This window comes from Arthrobacter sp. 05T410 (genome assembly GCF_056396505.1).
The window spans coordinates 515,033-533,540 of the sequence record NZ_JBFTLP010000001.1 but is presented as its reverse complement, the minus strand read 5'-3'; the positions used below and the strand labels follow the sequence as shown (position 1 = coordinate 533,540).

16 protein-coding genes and 1 pseudogene are annotated in these 18,508 nt (G+C 65.9%); 11 read left to right on the top strand and 6 right to left on the bottom strand.

What is annotated here, in order from left to right; translation table 11 throughout:
* From AC1DFR_RS02515 to AC1DFR_RS02480, 8 genes and pseudogenes are all read left to right on the top strand, one after another.
* Nucleotides 1–399, top strand: a pseudogene (locus AC1DFR_RS02515) (3-oxoadipyl-CoA thiolase); the annotation flags it as partial.
* Nucleotides 400–587: 188 nt separating this feature from the next.
* Complete coding sequence (locus tag AC1DFR_RS02510) at nt 588–1,649, top strand: hypothetical protein (protein WP_476856036.1); 1,062 nt, start codon at nt 588–590, stop codon at nt 1,647–1,649.
* Nucleotides 1,650–1,772: 123 nt separating this feature from the next.
* On the top strand, nt 1,773–3,737 hold the full coding sequence (locus AC1DFR_RS02505) for an aconitate hydratase (protein WP_476872647.1): 1,965 nt from the start codon (nt 1,773–1,775) through the stop codon (nt 3,735–3,737).
* A 37-nt stretch (nt 3,738–3,774) separates the two neighbouring features.
* Nucleotides 3,775–4,860 carry a DUF3616 domain-containing protein gene (locus AC1DFR_RS02500; RefSeq protein WP_476849501.1) on the top strand — a complete coding sequence of 362 codons (1,086 nt, stop codon included), beginning with the start codon at nt 3,775–3,777 and terminating at the stop codon, nt 4,858–4,860.
* A gap of 265 nt (nt 4,861–5,125) precedes the next feature.
* A complete protein-coding gene (locus tag AC1DFR_RS02495; protein ID WP_230008448.1) occupies nt 5,126–5,434 on the top strand; it encodes a hypothetical protein in 309 nt (102 codons plus the stop codon).
* 74 nt (nt 5,435–5,508) lie between these two features.
* Nucleotides 5,509–6,024: a hypothetical protein gene (locus AC1DFR_RS02490; protein WP_476849503.1), complete on the top strand. Its 516-nt coding sequence runs from the start codon at nt 5,509–5,511 to the stop codon at nt 6,022–6,024.
* A gap of 128 nt (nt 6,025–6,152) precedes the next feature.
* Complete coding sequence (locus tag AC1DFR_RS02485) at nt 6,153–7,424, top strand: MFS transporter (protein WP_230008446.1); 1,272 nt, start codon at nt 6,153–6,155, stop codon at nt 7,422–7,424.
* 96 nt (nt 7,425–7,520) lie between these two features.
* Nucleotides 7,521–7,838: a hypothetical protein gene (locus tag AC1DFR_RS02480; protein ID WP_476856032.1), complete on the top strand. Its 318-nt coding sequence runs from the start codon at nt 7,521–7,523 to the stop codon at nt 7,836–7,838.
* A 51-nt stretch (nt 7,839–7,889) separates the two neighbouring features.
* On the opposite strand, the gene AC1DFR_RS02475 is transcribed toward AC1DFR_RS02480, so the two are convergent.
* Nucleotides 7,890–9,593: an alkaline phosphatase D family protein gene (locus AC1DFR_RS02475; RefSeq protein ID WP_476871460.1), complete on the bottom strand. Its 1,704-nt coding sequence runs from the start codon at nt 9,591–9,593 to the stop codon at nt 7,890–7,892.
* Nucleotides 9,594–9,663: 70 nt separating this feature from the next.
* Complete coding sequence (locus AC1DFR_RS02470) at nt 9,664–10,443, bottom strand: potassium channel family protein (RefSeq protein ID WP_476871461.1); 780 nt, start codon at nt 10,441–10,443, stop codon at nt 9,664–9,666.
* A gap of 198 nt (nt 10,444–10,641) precedes the next feature.
* Here AC1DFR_RS02470 and AC1DFR_RS02465 point away from each other — a divergent pair, with 198 nt between their 5' ends.
* The 3 genes from AC1DFR_RS02465 (at nt 10,642) to AC1DFR_RS02455 (ending at nt 14,755) form a co-directional block, all read left to right on the top strand.
* Entirely contained in the window at nt 10,642–11,493 is an 852-nt protein-coding gene (locus AC1DFR_RS02465; protein WP_476872646.1) for an MIP/aquaporin family protein, read from the top strand.
* 35 nt (nt 11,494–11,528) lie between these two features.
* Entirely contained in the window at nt 11,529–13,430 is a 1,902-nt protein-coding gene (locus AC1DFR_RS02460; protein ID WP_476872645.1) for a primary-amine oxidase, read from the top strand.
* Between the two features lie 113 nt (nt 13,431–13,543).
* The gene (locus AC1DFR_RS02455; protein ID WP_476872644.1) at nt 13,544–14,755 is read left to right on the top strand and encodes an alanine racemase; all 1,212 of its coding nucleotides are present in this window, start codon (nt 13,544–13,546) and stop codon (nt 14,753–14,755) included.
* A 3-nt stretch (nt 14,756–14,758) separates the two neighbouring features.
* Here the strand turns inward: AC1DFR_RS02455 and AC1DFR_RS02450 are convergent, their stop codons facing one another.
* The 4 genes from AC1DFR_RS02450 to AC1DFR_RS02435 all read right to left on the bottom strand — a co-directional run bounded on the left by AC1DFR_RS02450 (nt 14,759) and on the right by AC1DFR_RS02435 (nt 18,507).
* Nucleotides 14,759–15,043 (bottom strand): hypothetical protein, encoded by a 285-nt coding sequence (locus AC1DFR_RS02450; RefSeq protein WP_476872643.1) that lies wholly within the window; start codon nt 15,041–15,043, stop codon nt 14,759–14,761.
* Between the two features lie 233 nt (nt 15,044–15,276).
* On the bottom strand, nt 15,277–16,263 hold the full coding sequence (locus tag AC1DFR_RS02445; RefSeq protein ID WP_476872642.1) for a 5-oxoprolinase subunit C family protein: 987 nt from the start codon (nt 16,261–16,263) through the stop codon (nt 15,277–15,279).
* The gene (locus AC1DFR_RS02440) at nt 16,253–17,158 is read right to left on the bottom strand and encodes a 5-oxoprolinase subunit B family protein (RefSeq protein WP_476856024.1); all 906 of its coding nucleotides are present in this window, start codon (nt 17,156–17,158) and stop codon (nt 16,253–16,255) included. The genes AC1DFR_RS02445 and AC1DFR_RS02440 overlap by 11 nt, the downstream gene beginning before the upstream one ends.
* Entirely contained in the window at nt 17,155–18,507 is a 1,353-nt protein-coding gene (locus AC1DFR_RS02435; protein ID WP_476872641.1) for an acetyl-CoA carboxylase biotin carboxylase subunit, read from the bottom strand. The genes AC1DFR_RS02440 and AC1DFR_RS02435 overlap by 4 nt, the downstream gene beginning before the upstream one ends.
* Nucleotide 18,508: the final 1 nt, after the last annotated feature.

Sequence of the window (18,508 nt, the reverse complement as noted above, 5' to 3'; positions counted from 1 at the left end):
ATCCTGGGTCTGGAGCCTTTGGCCCGGATCGCCGGGCGCGGCGCGCACGCCAACGATCCCCAGTACTTCGGCTACGCCCCGGTCGAGGCCGCGAACAAGGCCCTCGCCAAGGCCGGCATCGGCTGGGACCAGGTCGGCGCGGTCGAACTGAACGAGGCGTTCGCCGCGCAGTCCCTGGCCTGCATCAACGCCTGGGACATCGACGCGGGAATCGTGAACCGGCACGGCGGCGCGATCGCCATGGGCCACCCGCTCGGCGCCTCCGGCGGGCGGATCCTGGGCACCCTGGCCCGTTCCCTGCAGGCCTCCGGGCAGCGCTGGGGCGTCGCCGCGATCTGCATCGGCGTCGGCCAGGGCCTCGCCGTCGTGCTCGAAAACGTCACCACCGGGCAGGCATAACCCGCAGGCTTAACCCGCAGGCATAACCTGTCGGCACAACCAGCGACGGACTGAGGGAATGCAGCACTGGCGGTCGGACACCGGGAGGTCCAAGCTTTAACCATTCGACGCGGGCCAAGTGTGGGCATCCCGGCCTCCCTGGACTGCGCGGCGAGTGTGACGGCACGGCGGGTGCGAGGAGAGCGACGATGGTTGACACGGCAGCGCAGACTCTTCGGGCCGGGGCGCGCAACGACCTTGTGACGCAACTGCTGGGCATCTGGCTCCTCCTGGCTGTGTTCCTGGACGGCTGGGCCCACCTGCACGTTCCCGGGTTGGAAACCTTCTTCACCCCCTGGCACGCGGCACTCTATTCGGGCCTCGTGGCCACCGCCGCGTGGACGGCAAGCGTGATCTGGAGGAACCGCCAGCCCGGGCGGCCATTGACCCGGTCGGTGCCGGCCGGCTACCGGGGCACTGTCATCGGACTGGTCCTGTTCGCCGTCGCGGGCGTCCTGGATCTGGCCTGGCACGAGATCCTGGGCATCGAAGTCTCCCTCGATGCGCTGGTGAGCCCCACCCACTTGCTGCTGGGGTTCAGCCTCTTCCTCATCCTCGGCACCGGTATCCGCAGTGCACGGGCCGCCGGCGGCGCAGAAGCCTTCTCATGGACGCCGGCTGCATTGTTGTCTCTCGCCCTGATGACGGGCTTGGGAGCCTTCTTCCTCATCTACTGCTCGGCGTTCGTCCGGACCCCGCCGGCCGTCCCCTATCTGCAGACGCCGATCGGGAGCCCCGGGCACACCCAGGCGGAGCTGCCTCCGGCCCTCGGACTGGCCAGCTATTTGGTGACCACAGCGCTGATTATCGCCCCCTTCCTCTACACCTTCTCCGGAGCCCGAAGGCCGCCTTTCGGTATTGCCACCATCCTGGTCGCCGTGGTGGCGTGGCTGCCGCTGGCCATGTCGGGGCTGCGCCCGGCCGCGGTCGCCGGTGCTGCCGGAGCCACGATCATCGCGGTAGCGGCGGATCTGCTGCTTGCCCGACGGCCGGGCCCGTGGCTGAGGCGCACGTTGCCGGCGGTCACCGCCGTGCTGGCGGCACTCATCTGGACCGGCCAACTGGCTGGGATCGCCCTGGCGGCATCGATTCAATGGCCAGTGTCGATGTGGCTGGGAGCCGTTGTGCTGAGTGCGGGATTGGCCGCGGCACTGGCCTTCCTCAGCTCGTTGAACACCAGGAGCGCACCGTTTCCGGCAGGGCCACGATGAGCGTCAAATCCCCACTGTTCCCGGCGCCCGGAGTGGGCTAATTTGGGGATAAAGGGGAGTGCCCGGTGCCCGGTTCGTTGACGGCGGAGGCATCCGGCCTCGCCATCGAGTAAGGAACACACCGTGGCCTACAACGTGGCCCAAAAGCTCATCGCATCCCATCTGGTGGCCGGGGAGATGATTCCCGGCCGTGAGATTGGCCTGCGTATCGATCAGACCCTCACCCAGGACGCGACCGGGACGCTGGTCATGCTCGAGCTGGAGGCCATCGGGCTGGACCGGGCACAAACTGAAGTAGCCGTGCAGTACGTGGACCACAACTTGTTGCAGGCCGACAGCAGGAACGCTGAGGACCATGATTTTCTCCGCTCGGCCTGCCGCCGGTTTGGTCTGTGGTTCTCGAAGGCCGGAAACGGGGTGTCCCATCCGACCCACATGCAGCGGTTTGGCCGTCCGGGCACGACCATGGTCGGTTCCGACAGTCACACCCCGGCCGCTGGGTCGCTGGGGATGCTGGCAATCGGGGTCGGCGGCACCGAGGTGGCCCTGGCCATCGCGGGCGAGCCGCTCTACCTGAAGATGCCGGAGATCTGGGGCGTGCGGCTTACCGGCAAGCTGCCACCGTGGACCAGTGCCAAGGACGTCATCCTCGAAATGCTTCGCCGGCACGGCGTGAAGGGCGGCAAGGACCGGATCATCGAGTACTACGGTCCCGGCCTCGCCACACTGAGCGCGATGGACCGGCACGTGATTGCCAATATGGGCGCCGAACTCGGTGCGACGAGCACGGTCTTCCCGGCCGACGACCAGGTGCGGGCCTTCCTGCGCTCCGAACAGCGCGAGGACGATTTCACCGAACTCCTCGCCGATTCCGGTGCCACCTACGACGTGACCGACGAGATCGACCTGGCCTCGATCGAGCCGCTCATCGCCCTGCCCAGCTCGCCCGGGAACGTCGTTCCGGTGCGGGAGGTCACTGGGAGGCCGGTGGCGCAGGTCGTGATTGGGTCCTCAGCGAACCCGGGCCTGCGCGACTTCGCAATTGTCGCCGCCATCACGAAGGGACGGCAGTGCCACCCTGGACTGTCTTTCGACGTCAACCCGAGTTCCCGGCAGATCCTGCAGGACCTCACCAGGATGGGGGCCACGTTTGATCTGATCAGCGCCGGAGCCCGACTGCATCAGACCGGATGCATGGGCTGTATCGGGATGGGACAGGCCCCCGCGAACGGAAGCAACAGCCTGCGCACGATGCCCCGCAACTTTCCCGGCCGTTCGGGCACGAAGGAGGACTCGGTCTACCTGTGCTCGCCGGAGACGGCTGCGGCTGCTGCGCTCACCGGAATTATCACCGACCCGCGGGACCTGACGGAGCTTTTCGACCTTGAGTATCCCGAGATCGAACTTCCCGCGGTGTCGAGCGTGAACGTGGCAATGCTGGAGGAGCCGTTGGCGCCGGAGGAAGCCGGCAAAGTAGCGCTGGTCAAGGGCGAAAACATCTCCTCGCTTCCGGTCTTCGGCCCACTCGCCGACCGCATCGAGGCACCAGTGGCCTTGGTGGTGGGCAACGATGTCTCGACGGACGAGATTCTGCCAGCCGGTGCGCGCGTTCTGCCCTACCGCAGCAACATCCCCAAACTCGCCGAATTCACCTTCGACCAGCTCGACCCCACCTACGCCGCCCGCGCCGCCCAAACCCGCGACTCCACCGGGCACATCCTGGTCGGGGGCACGAACTACGGCCAGGGATCCTCACGGGAACACGCAGCTATCACCCCGCGCTTCCTCGGGCTGCGCGCAGTGGTGGCCGTCTCGTTCGCGCGGATCCACTGGCAGAACCTGGCCAATTTCGGCGTCCTCGCAGTCGAGTTCACAAATGCGGCCGATCATGACCGCATCGAACAGGACGATGTGCTCGCGCTGACAGGGATACACGACGCCCTGCTCACAGGCAAGGAGATCCTCGTGGAGAACCGGACCCGAGACGAGGTCTACCCTGTGCGGCACAGTCTCTCCAGCCGTCAGGTGGACATGCTCCTGGCAGGTGGCCTCATCCCTTGGCTGCGCGAACGGAGAGCGCGGGAATGAGCTGCCGATCACCGCTGACGAGGATGGGTGTGCCGCGGTGAGCGGATGGCCGCGGCCGGACGAGCCCTCCGGCGAAATCAGCCTCGTACTCGACCAGCGCAGCACCCTGGATCCGAAGGCTGACCTGCGCGACGGGTTGTCCGCGGTCGCCCGGCAGGGTTCCCACCTTTGGGTCGCCAATGACGAGACGACCAGCCTCGAACGGCTCACCCTGGAGGCCGGCGGCCAGGCCCGCACCCACCGCAGCTTCGACCTCACCCACCTCCTTGAGCTGCCCGGGGACAGGGGTGAGATGGACATCGAGGGCCTCGATGTCGAGGATGACACGCTGTGGCTGCTTGGATCGCACAGCTCGGCCCGCAAACAGGTCAAGAACAACGCCACACCCGCAGAAGCGCAGGATTCCCTGGCGACAGTGGAGGTCAGCCAGCGCCGTCGGGTGTTGGCCCGGCTTTCGACTAAGGTCCTCCTCGATCCGGACGGCGGCCGGACGGGGCAGCAGCAGCGCCCCGCCGTGCTGGGCCTCGGCCGGGGCACGGACCTGGTGGATCTGCTGGCTGATGACCCACATCTTGGAAGCTTCATCCAGTCCTCGACGACCGGTCGCCCGATCCCGGGCAAGGACAACGGCATTGACTGCGAGGGCCTCGCCGTAGCGGGCGACCGGGTGTTCATCGGTCTGCGCGGGCCGGTGCTGCGTGGGTGGGCGATGATCATAGAGCTCCAGGTTGGTGGCGGGCCCGGCTTGGAGCCGCAGCCGATCGGTCCCGGGAATCGTCGCTACCGCAAGCACTTCCTTCGCCTGCATGGTTTGGGCGTGCGGGATCTGTGCCGTCACGGACGGGACCTGCTCGTCCTGGCAGGACCCACCATGGAACTCGACGGGCGCGCGGCCGTGTTTCGCTGGCGGGGCGCGCTGACGTCGCAGGCCGAGGCCGTCCTGCCGAAAGACGACTTGCATTGCGAATTTGACGCGCCGTTCGGTGAGGACGAGGACCATGCCGAGGGGATCACCGTTCTCGACGATGACCGGTCGGCCTTGGTGTTGTATGGGACGCCGTCGGGGAAGCGCAAGACCGGACGCCACGCGATCAAAGCCGACGTTTTCCGCCTCAGCACATAGGAACCGGCGCCGCGACAGTCCCGGGGAGATGTTCCTATTGCTGCCGGCCCACTTTTCCCAGCCAGGCCTGCAGGAGAGGAACGACGACGTCGCTGTGCATCGCGCCCAGGTGATCGAGTGCGGGGAGTACTTGGGAATAGCCGTAGTTCACTTCGGAACGCCCTGGCGCCATGGCGGCCCGATGTCCCTGCTCTGGCGCACACCGGCGCAGGGGGCGAGAATGGGGTCGTGCTCACCCTGATCGAACCCCACGGGAAGGACTTTCATGACGCTGTATCAGCCTGAACCGGTCGAAATCTCAACGAGGATGCGGCCGGGGGAGTGGACCGAGGAAAGCCTGGAGATGCTCGTCGCGTCATATCGCGAGCAGCTGTCGCGCATGGGGGCGGCCGCCTCCGAGATCGACGTCGTGATCGACCGCGACGACGGAGGCGGAGTCAGCGTGGTGGCGTCCTGGCTCAAGCCTGACGTGGCGCAGGAACTGACAGAGGTGAAGGACGACGCCGGGCTCGTGGCGATGGATCCCGACGCCGGGTCAGTGCGGCCGGCGCACGACGATTCCGCGCCCCGATAGAACTTCTGGGCCCGCCATGCCCTCCGGTAGGGTGATGTTTCCCGAAGCAACCCTTCGATCAGAGTGGAGCATTCATGGCACCGCAGATTTCCGGAAAAATCGATAAGAAATTGTTCGGGCTCTACCTCTCGGACCACCTCGCGGGAGCCACAGCGGGGCAGGGCCGCATAGAGCGCATGGCGCGCGACTTCACGGACACCCCCTTCCACGCCGAACTTGCGGCACTTGCCACCCAAATCAGGCAGGAGCGGGAGTACCTGCGCGGACTAGTGGGGGATTTTGGCCTGCCACGGCGAACTCCGCGGCGGGTGGCGGCGTGGGTTGCGGAGCGTGCCGGCCGACTCAAGCTCAACGGGCGGGTGGTGAGCCGCTCGCCGATGACGCTGGTGCTGGAGTCCGAGGTCATGCGGTCGGCGGTGATGGGAAAACTAGGGCTGTGGCAGACGCTGCAGGATCTCTCCGGCGATCTGGGACTGGACGGTTCCAGGTTCGACGGACTGGCCACCAAGGCACGCGACCAGATCGCCACCCTGGACCGGGTCCATGAGTACGCCCGCCGGCGGTCGTTCTACACGAACCAGGGCAGCTGAGCAGACCGGGCATCGTCGGCTCGACCGTTCGCGTCCTGCCCTGCGCCTGGTGTGCACTGGCGCGTGCCGGCAGCGGAGACGAGAATGGGCTCGTGCTCCCTCCTCGCCCTGGCGGGGACGGCGACGCGATGAACGCCGCCGCCCGAAAGATTCAGCGCATCTATTTGACGTTGACGCTGGGCAATACCCTTGCGGCCTCGTTCATCTGGGGGATCAACACCCTTTTCCTGCTCGACGCCGGTCTCAGCAACTTCGAGGCGTTTGCCGCGAATGCCTTCTTCACGGCCGGCATGGTGCTGTTCGAGGTGCCCACCGGGGTGGTTGCCGACGGTTGGGGCCGGCGCGTCTCGTTCCTGCTCGGAACCGTGACCCTTGCCGTCTCGACCTACTTCTACTACCTGCTCTGGCAGTTCTCCGCCCCGTTCTGGTGGTGGGCGGTGGTGTCGGTCCTGCTCGGCCTGGGCTTCACCTTCTTCTCCGGAGCGGTGGAGGCCTGGCTCGTCGATGCACTGCGCTTCTCTGGGTTCGAGGGCGGGATGGAAGCGGTGCTCGGTCGAGGCCAGATGGTCGCCGGAGTCGCGATGCTCGCCGGCTCTGTTGCCGGCGGCGTGATCGCGCAGGCCACCAATCTGGGCGTGCCGTTCCTGATGCGCGTGGGCGTGTTGCTGGCCATGTTCGCGGTGGCGTTTGGGCTCATGCGCGACGTCGGGTTCACCCCCGAACGCTCGACCCATCCCCTCCAGGCGACCCGTGCTGTACTCGCCGCCTCGATCGAGAACGGCTTGAAGAATCCGCCCGTACGTTACGTGATGCTGGCCGCGCCGTTCACTTTCGGCGTCGGGATCTATGTGTTTTACGCCCTGCAGCCGTACCTGCTCGAGCTCTATGGGGACCCCCACGCGTATTCTGTCGCGGGCCTGGCGGCGGCCATCGTGGCCGCGGCGCAGGTGCTCGGCGGCTGGATGGCTCCGCGCATCCGGCGCCTTGTCCGCCGGCGCACCACCGTGTTGATCCTGAGCAGCGTCGTGGACACGGTGATCTTGGTGGTGCTCGGGTTCACCCACGTATTCTGGTTGGCCCTGGTGCTGTTGGCGCTCTGGGCAGTGGTGTCATCGGCGGGCATACCGGTGCGGCAGGCGTACCTGAACGACATGATCGCCTCGAAGCAGCGCGCCACAGTGCTCAGCTTCGATTCACTCATGGGCTCAAGCGGTGGCGTCGTGGTCCAGCCGCTGCTCGGACGGGCGGCAGATGTGTACGGCTATGCCGCGTCGCTGGCCATCGGCGGCGTGATCGAGTTGATCGCGGTGCCGTTCCTGCTGGCGAGCCGCCGGCAACGCCACCAGGCCGATCAGTCCAACGCCCCGACCAGCACCAACACCGGATCCCAGCCGGCGTAAGACGCCAGCCGGAATAACACTTCGGCCATGCTCCTTACTTGGCGGGGCCTTCGGGGCCTACAGTGGGCGTGTAGAACCGTCGACAGGAGCGCCCCAGTGATTACCCTGCAGATCGAACACCAGGTCCGGGATTTTGACATGTGGCGGAGGGCTTTCGACAGCGATCCGCTGGACCGCGCTGCGTCGGGCGTGCGGTCATTCCGGATCTCGCGCCCGCTTGACCAGCAGGATTACGTAATGCTGGAGATGGACTTCGATACGCAGGCGGCGGCGGTGGACTTCCTGGGCCGGCTGCAGAACGATACGTGGAAAACGGGTGTGACGGCGCCGGCGCTGGTTGGTGAGCCATCGACCAGAATCATCGAAACGGTCGCCGTCGAGAACGTGGCAGCCGCTGACCGCGACCTTCGGTAGAACGTCTGCGCCGACGCGGGGATCAGACGCGGGGATCACTAGAAGCTCACGTCATGCGTTTCGCTGTTGCCCCTGCTGCCCCTGGACGGGGTCGTGCGCGCTCCGCGGAGACACCGTGAGGGTGGCGACGCGTTCCAGCCTCGGATGCAGGTGGTCGCCGTCGTCCACCACCCCGGTCTGCCACCACAATTTCAGCCCTTCCGGTACCACCTCCAGATAGGCCACGTTGTTTTGGAACCAGGGCCCCCGGATGCCGGACCAGTGGAATGGCGGGTCCGGCACCTTGGCGGAGCGCGCGACCAAGGCGCCCACCGGGGTGGCCAGGCCGTAGGACATGATGGCCGCGAAGGACCTCATCAGGCGGGGCAACGGGTTGCGGATGGGGGAGCAGACGGCCTGCAGGATCCGGCTGCCCGAGGCACGCTCCACCTCCGCAACGTAGGAGTAGTGGACGTCCCCGGAGAGGAAGGTGATTGTTTCCGGTGCCGGGCCGCGTTTGCCGTCGGCGACTTCGCTGGCCATGGCCGCCAGTTCCCGGAAGCTGTTTTGGAATGCGCCCCAGTGTTCCAGGTCCAGCGCCTGGCGCAGCTTCTCGCCGGCCCAGGCGGCACGGTTACCCCACGCGCCCTCAGAGACGGCCTCATTCCACGACTCGACGTAGTGCAGGCCCATCGGCAACAGGAAAGGCAGGGACGTCGCCACGAGCAGGTGGCGGAAGCCGCCTTGCATCCGGTCGTCCAGCCACGCCATTTCCACCGCATCGACCAGCGCCCGGTCGTCCGGCGTCAGGTCCCGGGCTGCGCGGGAGTCGACCACGATCAGCCGGGTGTCGCCGAAGTCGCGGCAGTAGCTCCACCGGTAGGATTTGGGGTCCCGATCAGCCCGCTCCGCGAAGCTGTCCAGCTCGGCGCCCACATCGAGCTCATCCCCGCCTGTGTGCCCGATGATCCGCTGCCACACGGCATCCTCAGCCCGTTCCTGCGGTGACAGGTTCCCCAGATGCTGGTAAACCCAGTACGAGGCCAGTCCCGCGACGATCCGCCCACGCCACCACGAGGTCGCCTCCATCTTCTTCTTCCAGCTCAGCGACGTATTCCAGTCGTCGCGGATGTCGTGGTCATCGAAGATCATGGCGCTGGGCAGGGTCGACAGCAGCCATCGGTTCGCGGGGTCTGACCAGGCCAGAAAGTACAGGTGGGCGTATTCCTCGTAGTCCTTGAGCTCTTCGCCGGGGGGTGCCTTGATGTCGCGCCGGCCGCGGATGAACTCCTGCATTTGTTCACTGGTCAGGTCGGCGTACACTTGGTCTCCGAGGAAGGCCAGCAGATCCGGCCACGGCAGGTCTCCGCCGGAGGCCATCTTCAGCGCATAGGCGCGCAGTGAGTCGACGCCATGGGACCGGTTGCCGGATGCATCGTGCGGGACGCTGGTCCTGCAGGAGCCGAAGGCCATCCGCAGCGGCTTGCCGGTGGCCAGTGTGGCGATCATGGACGGCGGAAACCCGGATGAGGGGTCGGGCCAGGCCTGCGTTCCGTTGATATCGAGGGCGTACGGCGTCACCGTGCCGGACTCCAGCCCGTCCAATTCCACCAGCGCGTAGTGGTGGCCGTGAACTGCGAATGTGCGGGCCTCCCAGCCCCGGCCGCCGGCACGGATGGAAACCCGGGCAGCGGTTTGGGTCTCCACCCAGACACTCGCCGACGTCTCATCCACGTACCGCACCATAGGGCCGAGCACCAGGGAAGGGGTGGTCATGAATCAGTTGTACCTGCTCCGGCCGGCTGCGGCCATGGCGTCAGGAAAGTCCAAGCGTACGCAGGCAGCGTCAATGCCCCTGAGGCGGTTCCTTGGGTGTCCCTCCGAGGGCCGGGGTACTGCCGGAATCGCCCGGTCCCTGGGCCAGCTGGTCATGGAGCCTGCTGATCTGGGCCACGAGGCGGGCACGTTCTTCGCTGCCGATGCCTTCGTCCGACCGCCTCCGCAGATTGGTTGCTGCCGTCACACTTTCAACTAGCCAGGAGGACACCACCGCCGTGACCATGCTCAGGACTGCAAACCCGCCGACCATCAGCGTGGCCGCAGCCCACCGGCCCGGAACGGTTACGGGGTAGTAGTCGCCATAGCCGATCGTTGTGATGGTGACAATTGCCCACCACAACGAGTCGCCCATCGAGGTGATATTCGCGTTCGGTGCGCCCTTTTCGAAATTGAAGACGCTCAAGGCGACCGTGTAGAGCAGGAGGACCGCGGAGACAATGACGTAGGCCAGGACGCGGGTCCTGATGGCGGTGCCCGGGGCCCGTTCCATGACCCGGCGCAAGGTGAACGGACGCAGGAGCCGCAACGGCCGCGCAACGGGGAGCACCACCATGAGCAGGTCCAAGGGGTGGCGGACGAACCACCGGCCCCGTTGGGGCGCCAGGAGCAACTTCACAATGTAGTCGGCGCCGAAGGCGACCCACGTTGACCCCACGACGATTCCGAGAAGGTCGGCGTAGGGCTGCGGCGGTTCTGCAATGACGAGGATGGAGTAGGCCGCCAGAAAAACAAAAGCCGCACCGACGAGGGGCCACTCGGAATACTTTTGCCAGGTTTCTTGCCTCATGGCTGAATGCTAGGACTTTGTCCCTCGGATGTCCTTACGAAATTGCCACACTGACCCTAAGCGAGCCACCCGCTGGCAGCGAGCCACCCGCGGAGCGCTGACAACTGTCGCCGTCAGCGGTACATTGGCCTTCTGAGGTGGCAGACCGAGGCTGGGCACGGCAGACCACATGGCCAGAACCTGCGGAGGCGGACAGCCATGGCGGCAAATCAGGACAAAAACGGCGCTCGCCGGGACCACGCGCATCACGACGTCATACCCAACATACTTGAAATAGTGGAGCAAAGCGTCCTGCAGCGGATTGAGGACTTTAATGATCCGCGCCAGGAATGGCGGCGCCTGTTCTCGGAGTTATACGGCACGTTCCTGCTCGTGGTCGTCGCGGCCGGCGGCGGCATGATGGGCCAGGCGTTCCCCGGTGTCATCAGCCGCACGGCGGCAGTGGTGGCTCCGGGCCTGATGGTGATGGGCATCATCTTGTTCATGGGCAAGATCTCGGGCGCGCATCTGAACCCTGCGGTCAGCATTGCGTTCGCGCTCCGCGGTGACTTCCCGTGGCGCCGGGTGCCGGGCTACATCGTCGTTCAGCTCATTGGCGCGACGCTCGCCTGCCTGCTGCTGCAGGGCGTGATCGGCGTCTCCGCCACCTACGGTTCAAACTATCCGGCGGCTGGTTATACGGCCGGCGCCGCGTTCCTGATGGAGGCGCTGCTGACGATGGTGCTGGTCAGCGTCATCCTGGGAACCGCCTCCGGGGCCCAGAACGTCGGGCTTTTTGGGGCGTTCGGTGTCGGCGCGTACATTGCCTTGGCAGGCCTGTGGGGCAGCCCCATCTCCGGCACGTCGATGAATCCGGCACGAACGTTCGGACCGGATCTCGCCAGCGGAAACTTCAGCGACTACTGGGTATATGTCGCCGGGCCGCTGGTCGGCGCGGCGGCCGCCGTCGGTATCGCATTCATCCTGCGCGGAGCGGGCGGCGGGAGGTCGGGCTCGGGAGCCGCGCAGGGTGCCCTCTTCACCGAGGCCGCCGAGGAAGAGAAGCCGTAGCGGGCCGTGAACGTGACCCGCAGAAGGAGAGCGCCATGAGAAGGGCCGCACCGTCTCATCCGCTGGATCCGCTGGGCGAGGACGAGTTCCGTGCAGCTGCGTCCTTGCTCGCCAGCGCACAGGGCGTCACGTTTCCGGCGTGGCGGCTGGCAGCCATCGAGCTGATCGAACCGGAAAAGTCCGCTGTCGCCGCCTTCGAAGCCGATGCCGGCGCGCCGGCTCCGGAACGGATCGTCGGGGTGAACTGCTTCGAACGGTCCTCCAACAAGACCTACCAGGCGCGGCTATCGCTGACCCACGGGGTTGTCCTCTCCTTCACCCATATCCCTGGCGTTCAGGCGAACATGACCGTCGACGAGTGGGAAGAAGCTGACGCAGCGCTGCGCAGCCACCCGCAGGTGATCGCCGCGCTTGCCAAGCGCGGCATCACTGATCTGTCCCTGGTCTTCATGGACGTGTGGACCTATGGCCTGTCAATGATCCCGGAGAAGCACCAGGGGCGCCGGATCGGCTGGTCCGACACGTGGGTCCGTGCCGGTGCGGGCGCAAACCCGTATGCGGGGCCGGTCAACGGGTTCCACTGCGTCATTGACCTGGCTTCCATGGAGCTGCTGGACATCGAGGACACTTTTGCGGTGGACCGTCCCGAGATCATGGGCGAATATGTCCCGGCGCTGATCCCGGACCGGCTCCGCGACGCAAGCACCCGCGAACCGCTCAAGCCGCTGGACATTGTCCAGCCCGAAGGCGTTTCCTTTCAGATGGACGGCAACAGGATCAGCTGGCAGAACTGGTCCCTGCGCGTCGGGTTCAACTACCGCGAAGGTCTGACGCTGCACCGGGTCAGCTATCGCGACGGCGGCCGCGAACGGCCGATCGCGAACCGCCTGTCCTTCGCCGAAATGGCCGTTCCCTACCGGGATCCCAGCGATGACCACTACCGGCGCACCGCGTTCGACGTCGGCGAATGGGGTCTGGGATTCATGACGACGTCGCTGGAACTGGGCTGCGACTGCCTCGGGGAAATCCGGTATTTGGATGCGATCATGCACAATTCTGCGGGGGAGCCCTACACCATCAGGAACGCCATCTGCATCCACGAAGAGGACGGGGCGGTGTTGTGGAAGCACATCGACCACGACGGCGGCATGGAAGTGCGCCGGATACGTCGACTGGTGATTTCTTTCCATGTCACCGTGGCCAACTATGAATACCTGGTGTACTGGCGCTTCTATCAGGACGGGAACATTGAGTGCGAGGTGAGGGCCACCGGCATCATGGTGGTCAGCCATTTCGGCGAGGGCCAGCAGCATCCGAGCGGAACGCTGGTGGACAACCGGACCTACGCACCCTTCCACCAGCATTTCCTTGTGGCCCGGCTCGACCTGGACATCGACGGCACCGCAAATACCGTTTACCGTTCGGAAACCGCGATGGTCCCGATGGGTCCGGACAATCCGTACGGGCTCGCCCTGCATCAGGACAAGACCCCCATCACGACCGAGGGGCACGACGACTACTCCTGGGAGACCCAGCGGGCCTGGACGGTGACGAACGACAACTCGGTCAACGGGCTCGGGACCCCGGTGTCGTACAAGCTGGTGCCCGGCGCAGCTTTCCCGTCGTTCTTTGACCCGGCATCTCCGGTTTTCCAGCGTGCGGAGGTCATCGGGCACACGGTATGGGTGACGCCCAACGATGCCGCGGAACGCTGGCCGGCCGGCGAGTTCGTGAACCAGGGCACAGGCGGGCTGGGAATGCCCGAATGGGTGCGGCAGGGGCGGTCCGTGGAAAATACCGACGTCGTCCTTTGGTACGTTTTCGGCATTCACCACATCCCACGACCGGAGGAGTGGCCGGTCATGCCGGTGGACACAGTCGCGTTCTGGCTCAAGCCGGCCGGCTTTTTCGACCGGAACCCGGCGCTGGACGTCTAGGCGGCCCGGGCCTGGGCGTGCCGCCAGAGGCACGTCACTCCGGTAGACACGTCACTGAAGTAGATTTGTCGGAGTCGAGGCAGCATTTTGGGACCGAAGAACAGGGGATACGTGTGAGCAGGCTGAGCGGAAGATCGGACGGAACCGATGCGGACTTCGCGGCAACGCCCCTCACGGCGCCGGCGTATCCGCAACTGCGGCTCAACAGCGCTGCCCTCGAGAACAACATCCGGGTCATGGCGGCGTGGTGCCGGGAGCGGGGCGTGGACCTCGCGCCGCACGTCAAGACAACGATGTCGGCACCGATCATCGAGCGGCAGTTGGCGGCCGGCGCCGTCGGCGTCACAGTCGCCACCGTGGATCAAGTCGCCTCCGCACTGCGCTGGGGTCATCAGCGCGTCCTCGTCGCCAACGAGATCGTCGACAGGTCCGGGCTAACGCGTATCCGTGCCTGGCTGGAGGAAGATCCCGCCCGGGAAATCCGCTGCTTCGTCGATTCGGCAGCAGGCGTGAAGGTGGCTGCCGAGATCTTCGATGGTGCGGCGGCCGACCTGGAGGTGCTGATCGACGTCGGAACCCCCGGCGGGCGCACCGGCATCCGCAGCCTGTCCGAGGGTCTGCGCCTGGCCGGGCTGGTCCGTGCCACGCCGGGACTGAGGCTGGTGGGTGTTGCCGGGTATGAAGGCGTCGTGCCCAACAGCAGGGCCGAGGATAACGTCACAGCGGTTGACCGGCACTGCCGGCTGGTGCGGGACATCTATCTGGAAGCGGCGGAGTTCTTTGAGACAGCCACTCCCATCTACTCCATGGGTGGTTCCGCGTTCCCGGACCGCGTGGTTGAGTTCCTTCCCGATCGCGGCCAGGTGCCCGGAACACGAATTGTTCTCAGATCGGGCTGCTACGTCACCCACGACCACGGCACCTATGCCGCCGTCAGCCCCGTTCCGGGACTCATTCCGGCGCTGTCCGTTCGCGCGATGGTCCTGTCCACCCCCGAAGACGGGATGGCCGTCGTCGGAGCCGGCAAAAGGGACCTTCCCTACGACGCCGGACTGCCCAGCGTCCTCTCGGTCCGGACCGCGGACGGAGCCCTCAAGCCCGGCGCAACCGCAGCGGTGCGCAATCTCTTCGACCATCACACGGTGCTCTCCGGGGTGTCCGGAGTGGATGTCACCGACACGCTGGATTTCGGGATATCCCATCCTTGTTCCGCGTTTGACCGCTGGCCCGACTACGTCCTCACCGACGCCGACGGGCAGGACACGGACGTGTGGCAGACCGACTTCCGCCGGTCGTCCCTGGCCCCTGGCTACGCCCCGTCCTGACGCTCAATCCTTGAGCTGCCGGGTCAGCACTTCGAATTCCTCCACGCCCAGGATCTCCATGTGCTGCTCCGCACTGGTCTCGGCGCGGATCTTGGCGGCGGCCTGTTCGCTGCCGGCGAGAGCCGCCTCGTCCTCCCACAGCGTGATTGACAGTGACTTGCTGTCCTTCCCCAGCAGGTAATAGATGCCCAGGCATCCCGGCAGCTGGAGCACCCGGTTGACGGTGTCGTCTGTGGGTGCCCCGGAGCTGTCCGGGCCGGGCTGATACGTGCTGACGCGAGCGAACATGACTGTCCTCCTAGATCCAGGTTCGACGGTTGGAGCGCCTGCCGCCCCAACCGCTGAACCGGGCGGGAGCTGGATCCTTGCGATATCGCGCCCTGGCGGCGGGCGGCCTGGTCTCCTCCCACCAGTAAGGACCCGCGGGCGCAGAAGCACAAGGTTCGTGTGCCGGTCCGTTCGCCCTAGTCCGCCGGTCCGCTACTCAGCCGCCGGTCCGCTACTCAGCCGCCGGCCGCTACTCAGCCGCCGGCGCCGATGGCCCCACGGGCGTTCCTCTTGAGCTCGGCGAGTTCCTTGCGCGCCACAAGGGCCTCGTCCAGGCTGATTGCCACGAACCTGGTGGATGTGCCGGGGGCGGCGCGGGCCACCAGATCCATGTCGGCGCTGATGACCGTGCCCACCATGGCGTAACCGCCGCCGGAGACGGCATCGCGGTGCAGGATGATCGGCTGGGTGCCGCCGGGAATCTGGATGGACCCGACGGCATAGCCGGCATCCACGATGTTGGACGGATCGGAGCCGGCGCCGAATGGCTGCTCCCGCTCCTTCCACTGCACCCCGGGACCTGAGTACCTCAGCCCCATCCGGTCAGCCACCGGGGTCACCTTCCACTCGCTGTGCAGGAGATTGTCCAGTCCTTCGTCGGTGAGCCGGTGGTCGTAAAGGCCCAGGACGATCCGGACGGCCTGTTCCTTGGCGAATAGGGGACGGAATTCCTCCGGAACTGTATCGGCGTCGGGCAGGGCTCCGGCGTTGAGCGGGGCGCCCACCGGAATCCGGTCCCCGGCCTCCAGCTTGCGGCCATGGAACCCGCCGATAGCGCCCAGGCTGTAGGTGGACCGGCTGCCGAGCACCTCGGGAACATCGATGCCGCCCTGGACGGCGATGTAGTAGCGCGTGCCTCCCCGGATGACCCCGAAGCTGAGTTCGTCGCCGGCTTTCAGCTGGAGCCGGGTCCACTGGGGCCGGGCGTCGCCGTTGACCTTTACCTCAACCGGTGCCCCGGTGACGGCGACGACGGCATCCTGGTCGGTGGTCAGCACCGGGCCCAGGTACGTGCATTCGAGGACGGCTTCCTTGGCGGTGTTGCCCACCAGGGCATTTCCGAGTTCGGCCGAGTATTGGTCCAGGGAACCGCTCTGCGGGATGCCCACGTTGTAGTGGCCGGTGCGTCCCTGGTCCTGGACTGTGGTGGCCAGGCCGGGGTTCTTGATGTCAAACGCCATTGAGGGCCTCCATGAGTTCCTGGTTGTAGCCCGCGGGATTCGCCAGCGCCCTGGACAGATCAAATGTCACGGGCACCTGCCGGTAGCGGAACGTTCCGGCGGAGATCTCAGACTGGATGGTGTTGTATTCGGCCTCGGTGACGGGCTTGAACTTCACGATGTCGCCCGGCTTGAAGAACACCATGAAGTCCTTGAAATCGGCCAGGGACTGGGCAGGATCGAAGATGGGCGCGGCAGCGACCCCGAACATCTGGTAGCCGCCGGCACCGCGCACGGAGTAAATGCAGCCGAAGCAGCCGCCGTGGCCCACGGTCAGTTTGGGGGTGTCGGTGCGCGGACTCAGATACTTGGGTACTTCGAGTTGCTTTTCCTGCTCCACCAGCTGGAAGAGGAACGGGAGGCCTGCGACGAAGCCAACCATGGAGACAAGCCATGGTTGCTCATGGTGGCGCTGAATGAATTCGGCGGCGTCCTTGAGGTTGTTGACCTTGGCTGCGTAGTCAATGTCGGTGCCGCCGGGCTCCTGATGGAATCCTTCGCGGAATCGCTCGGCCACTTCCGCCGTGAACGGGTCTTCGTACCAGACCGGGACCTCGACGATCCGGGTTTCCAGCGAATGGTCGTGATGGTGCGCCAGATCCCCTTCAATGGTCCGGACGGTCTCTTCAAGGGTCGACGGCGGCAGGACATCGGGATCGAACCGCACCAGCAGCGAGGCGTTGGCGGGACAGATGTCCACGATGCCGGGCAGCTGCATGGCCGAAAGCTTCGCTGCTATGGACATCACCCGGAAGTTGGCGGCCAGGCTCATGGACTCCGCGACCTCAACGAACAGGAATTCGTCTCCGCCCCAGGTGTAACGGGCCTCCAACACGGCGGGTTCCGGGCTGCTCATTGTGCCTCCATCAGATCGGGGACGGTTTCAAGGAATTTCGAGTGGTGGGTGACGGCCGCAAATTCGGGCCGGCTCAGCAGCTTCTTGTGCACCGGGATGGTGGTTTTGACGCCTTCGATGCGGGTCTCATCCAGGGCCGTCAGCATCGCCTCAATGGCCGCTTCGCGGGTGTCCGCATGCACAATCAGCTTGGCCATCAGGGAGTCGTAGTACGGAGTGACCGTGGAACCGGTCTCCACCCCGGTGTCCACCCTGACGCCTGCGCCGGCGGGCCAGTCCATGGCCGTGATGAGGCCAGGGCTGGGGAAGAAGTGGTGGTCGGGGTCCTCGGCATTTATACGGCATTCGATGGAGTGGCCATTGAATGCGATGTCGTCCTGGCGGAGGGACATCGCCCCGGTGAACGCGATCTGCAGCTGTTCGCGGATCAGATCGACGCCCGTGATTTGCTCGGTGATCGGGTGCTCAACCTGGATACGGGTGTTCATTTCGATGAACGCCGCTTCATGGTTGACCGGGTCATAGAGGAATTCGACCGTTCCGGCGCCGCTGTAGCCGCACTCGCGGGCGAGTTCCACGGAGGAATCCCGGATCCTCTGGCGGACGTGGTCTGGGAGGTCCGGCGCCGGTGCTTCTTCAATGACCTTCTGGGAGCGCCGTTGCATAGAGCAGTCGCGGTCGCCGAGATGGATGAAGTTTGTTCCATCGCCGAGGACCTGTACCTCCACGTGACGGGCATGCTGGACAAAGCGTTCCAGGTAAACGGTGGGATCGTCGAAGACAGCAGCCGCTTCGCCGCGTGTCTGCTCAATGGATTCCAGAAGCTTGCCTTCGCTGTGCACAAAGCGGATGCCCCGGCCGCCGCCGCCGGCGGAAGCCTTGATCACGAGCGGGTAGCCGATGCTGCGGGCGATTTCTACGGCGTCGGCCGCCGGATCGAGGGGGCCGTCCGAGCCACGGAGCACGGGGACGCCGGCCTTCCGGGCCGATTCCCTCGCCAAGGACTTATTGCCCATCATGGCGATGGCGTCCGCACGCGGCCCCACCCAGATCAGGCCCGCATCAGCGACCTTCCGGGCGAAGTCCGCATTCTCGGAGAGGAACCCGTAGCCCGGGTGGACGGCATCGCAGCCGTTGTCCACGGCCGCGGCGACGATGGCGTCCTGGTTCAGGTAGCTGGCGGTGGCAGGCGCCGGACCCACCACGACGACGTGGTCAGCGGACCGGGCAGCCAAGGATTCGACGTCGGCTTCGCTGGCCACCACGAATGTTTCGATGCCCATTTCACGGGCGGTCCGGGCGATGCGAACGGCAATCTCGCCGCGGTTGGCGATGAGCAGTTTCTTCATG